Annotated in this window: 3 protein-coding genes; 1 reads left to right on the top strand and 2 read right to left on the bottom strand. The window is 42.3% G+C overall.

Annotated elements, in window-relative coordinates; genetic code table 11:
- Nucleotides 1–293 precede the first annotated feature (293 nt).
- Entirely contained in the window at nt 294–830 is a 537-nt protein-coding gene (locus PX481_RS04330) for a tetratricopeptide repeat protein (RefSeq protein ID WP_288028216.1), read from the top strand.
- Between the two features lie 55 nt (nt 831–885).
- On the opposite strand, the gene PX481_RS04325 is transcribed toward PX481_RS04330, so the two are convergent.
- Both PX481_RS04325 and PX481_RS04320 read right to left on the bottom strand, forming a co-directional pair.
- On the bottom strand, nt 886–2,685 hold the full coding sequence (locus tag PX481_RS04325; protein WP_288056573.1) for an SLC13 family permease: 1,800 nt from the start codon (nt 2,683–2,685) through the stop codon (nt 886–888).
- Nucleotides 2,686–2,689: 4 nt separating this feature from the next.
- Nucleotides 2,690–4,539 (bottom strand): cation-translocating P-type ATPase (locus PX481_RS04320; RefSeq protein WP_288093773.1); only part of this gene is annotated, 1,850 nt, incomplete at its 5' end.

The raw sequence follows: 4,539 nt of genomic DNA, 5'->3' as shown, positions 1-4,539 counted from the left end.
GCTGAGAGCTCAGAGGTGGTGGGACATGATCACGGATTCGACAGACTTCGGTTTGATGGGTTGGTAATATGCATTGAGTATATTGAGGTGGGGTTTGGGGTGTGGGGTGTGGGGAGTGGGGTGTGAGAATTATGAATTATGAAGTGGGGAGTTTTTTGCTGTGAACAGTGAACAGTGAACTGAAAACTCAAATCTGATCAGTGATCACTGATAACTGATCACTGATAACTGACTAAATCCTGCTATAATCTGATTGAATAAGTATAAAAATATTAATTGCTCGATCGCTAATTATGGAAGATACCCTGCCGCTTATTTACGTTTCTGGATTGCTAATTTTCGTGATTGGTTTAGGAATTTTTGTCATCGTGCAAATCTTTAAAACCCGTCGAGTGGAAGGAACCTTTAACAAGCTACAAAAGAAATTGCAAAAAGAAAAAGGTACAGCTAAAGAATACTATGAATTAGGGAGTCTTTATCTCGATAAAAAACTCTATGTTCAAGCATTGAGTTTACTACAAAAGGCTTTAAAAATCTCTGAGGAAGAAAGCATCGAACCAGAAAATCAAGCCCTAATCTACAATGCGATCGGTTTTTCCTATTTTGCTCAAGAACAATTAGAATTAGCGATTCGTAACTACAAAGAAGCCATTAAACTTTATCCTCAATACTCGATCGCTCTCAATAATCTTGGCAATGTTTACGAAAAGAAACAAATGGCTAAAAAAGCTCTCGAAACCTACGAAGAAACTCTCAAATTTGATCCTGATAATACCGTAGCGAAAAAGCGCACCGAATCCCTGCGTAAACGCTTTGCTGAATCGAAATAGTTTTGACTACTGATCAAATTCTTTTTAGAGATCGAAGAATCTTCGATCTCTTTCTTTATTTCAAGCCATAAAACAAGACAATTAAACTAGGGGTTAAAAACGTCAAAATTAAATTTAGGGGCGCACCCAAACGGGTAAAATCGAGGAATTTATAGCCGCCAGGTGCATAAACCATGGTGTTAGTTTGATAGCCAATTGGTGTGAGATAACTATTAGAAGCAGCAAAGGTGACAGCATACATAAAAGCCAAAGGATTTAAACCCAAAGTTTTCGCCACTTCCACGGCGACGGGAATCATTAACACGACGGCGGCGTTATTAGAGAGGATTTCAGTTAAAACTGAGGTAATTAGATAGAAGAAAACTAAGATCCAAAACCCCGAAAGATTGCCGCCGATAGCCACTAAATTATCTGCTAACCATTTAGTAGTTCCCGAGTTATCCATGGCAGTACCTAGGGGAATTAAACCCGCTAATAAAAAGATAATATCCCAACGAATAGAACCATAGACTTCCCCCGGTTTTAGACAGCCAGTAATTACCATTAAAACCACCCCAACTAAACTGGTGACGAGAATTGGTTGAATATCAAAAGCGGCAATAATAATCACCGACAAAGTAATTATTAAAGCAATAATGCCTTTATCCTGTCGCTGGGATTCAATTTCTTTTTCTTCTAAGACTAATAATTCCCGCGTGGTTTGTAAACCAATAAAACTCTGTTTTGGTCCCTGAACCAAGAGCAAATCGCCAAACTTTAAAGGAATTTTACCTAATCTTCCTTGTAGTAATTCCGAACCACGGCGAATCGCCAGAACTGTTGCGTTATAACGCTGACGGAATTTCAAATCTTTTAAAGTTGTCCCAATTAAACGGGAATTAGAGAGAATCAAAACCTCGGCTAATTTTTCCTCACCTGTAGTAATTACCGACTCAATATCTTCTTTCTGAAATTTGAGATCAGCAAAGATTTCTAATCCTCTTTCATCTTTAATTTTTAATAGTTCTTCCCGGCTACTGTGAACGATTAAAATATCGCCAGCATTGAGAACTTTATCGGCTAAAGGTTGGGGTAAATGTACCTTATTTCTGATTAATTCCAACACATCAAAATCAAACTTTCTTTGTAGTCCACTTTGAGATAAAGTTTGACCGATAAGATTAGAACGAGGGGTAACAATGACCTCACTCAGATATACTTTAGAACCGTAATCATCGTCTAAAAATTCCCCCGTGGAAGATTTGCGATCAGGTAGTAATTTCGGGGCAAAAATTGTTAAATAAATCAACCCTGCCAAAAAAGTTACTAATCCTAAAGCAGTGAATTGAAATAAGCTAAATTCCCCATAACCCAGCTTGGCAGAAATACCACTAGCGAGAATGTTAGTAGAAGTTCCCACCACGGTAATCATCCCCGCTAAAACCGTGGCGTAGGAAAGGGGAATTAATAACTTAGAAGGGGAAATTTTTTGTTTTTTACACCAATCTTCAACGATGGGTAAAAAGATCGCCACCACTGCCGTGTTATTAATAAAAGCACTAATCGGCCCCACCAATGCCCCTAAGACAAATACCTGTTGGTGGGGATTTTTGCCCCCCCAAACCAGCAAGCGATCGCGAATTACTTGAATCACTCCCGTGCGGGTAATTCCAGCACTAAGCACAAACATCGCCATCACTGTCACCGTGGCAGCATTACTAAATCCGGCGATACCTTCTTCGGGAGTAACTAAACCCAAAAGAATGAGGACAATCGCCACGCATAAAGCGGTTAAATCTACCGGTAGCCATTCCGCCACGAAAGCGACTAAAGCAACGACTAAAACCGTTAAAGTCAGAATAATTGGTGTTGGCATTGATTTATTTTTTCGTCATGAACCAGCGAATAAATAACTTCTCCAACTCAATCCAAACAAACATTAAGGCACTAAATCCAAAACAGATTAATAATTCTGTGCCACTAATCCATTGAGTGCCGAAGAAGCTTTGTAGAGGAGGAGCATAAATTAACAACAATTGTAGGATCGTTGTCAAGCCCACGGCGGCGATAATGTAAGGATTAGAGAAGGGATTCATTTGCACAGCTAACTGGGTATGGGAACGCACCGCCAAAGCATGACCCATTTGTGCTAAACAGAGGGTAGTAAATACCATGGTTTTCCAACGTCCAGGATCTCCGATTTCGGGGGTTGCTTGAGTATATCGGTAAGCCCAAGCCATCATAATAATGGTGAGAATGGCAAACACCACACCGATGCGAATCATATACCAACCCAACCCGCGAGCAAAAATGCTTTCCCGGGGGCTAAAAGGTGGACGTTTCATCACATTAGGTTCGGCGGGTTCCATTGCCAGAGCAAGAGCCGGTAAACCGTCGGTGACAAGGTTCATCCAGAGGATTTGCAAGGGAGAAAGGGGTACACCGCCTAAACGGAGCAGAGGAGCCGCTGCAATCGTTAAAACCTCGCCAATATTACTGCCGAGAATGTATTTAATAAAGCGCCGAATGTTGCTGTAAACCACGCGCCCTTCTTCGGTAGCGGCGACGATGGTGGCAAAATTATCATCCAGCAAAATCATATCACTGGCTTCTTTGCTGACATCGGTTCCCGTAATCCCCATGGCGATGCCGATATCCGCTTGTTTTAGTGCCGGAGCATCGTTCACCCCGTCCCCCGTCATGGCGACGAATTTGCCCTGTTTTTGCAAAGCTTGGACGATTCTCAGCTTATGTTCGGGAGAAACGCGAGCATAGACGCTCACACCATCTACCTCTGCCTCTAGGTCATTCTGAGACATTTTTTCTAATTCTTTACCCGTGATTACTCGCTCCCCGGGGGCAGCAATTCCTAATTCAAATGCGATCGCCTTGGCGGTTAATTGGTGATCTCCGGTAATCATAATCGGACGAATTCCCGCTTGACGACAGAGGGCAACCGCTTCTTTAACTTCTTTGCGGGGTGCATCGAGCATTCCCACCAATCCCAACCAAACCAGGGATTGTTCCTCACTATCTTCTCTTTCCGCTTCTGGCACTTCTGTCATCGGTTTATAGGAAAAACCTAAGACTCGTAGGCCATTACCCGCCATTTCGTCATTTTGTGCCAAAATACGGCTTCTTTGTTCATCTGTTAAGGGTTGACTTTCCGCCCCAACTTGGATCAGAGAACAACGTTCGAGAATTAATTCCGGTGAGCCTTTGGTAAACATTAAATAGGCAGAATCCCCCAAACCTAACTGGGCATTCTCACAGATTACTGACATTCTCTTTCTTTCGGAAGAAAAGGGAAATTCGCCTAAACGAGGGCTTTTTGGCTGCAATGCTTCCCGATATAGTCCTCCTTTACCCGCTAACGTCAGTAAAGCTCCTTCGGTGGGATCGCCTAAAATTAACCATTCTTGCTCTTTATTTTGCAAAAGTGCATCATTACACAGCACACAAGCCGTTAAAATTGCCTGTAGTTCGGGATCACTTTCACTAGCACCACTAAACTCACCGATGGGCGCGTAACCTTCCCCCGCGACAGTAATGACATGGTGGCAAGTATTGACTTTCTGCACCACCATTTTATTTTGAGTTAAAGTTCCGGTTTTATCGGAGCAAATCGTCGTTACCGAGCCTAAGGTTTCCACTGCTGGCAATTTACGGATTAAAGCTTGTCTTCTCACCATTCTTTGGGTTCCAATTGCCAAAGTCACCGTCACCACTG

This window comes from Microcystis sp. M53603_WE2 (assembly GCF_030065435.1).
Note: the sequence above shows the minus strand (reverse complement) of the source record. Positions and strands in the feature narration are given on the sequence as shown.

Coding starts and splice junctions, on each gene's coding strand:
- PX481_RS04330 (WP_288028216.1), top strand. CDS start 294: ATGGAAGATACCCTGCCGCTTATTTACGTTTCTGGATTGCTAATTTTC.
- PX481_RS04325 (WP_288056573.1), bottom strand. CDS start 2,685: ATGCCAACACCAATTATTCTGACTTTAACGGTTTTAGTCGTTGCTTTA.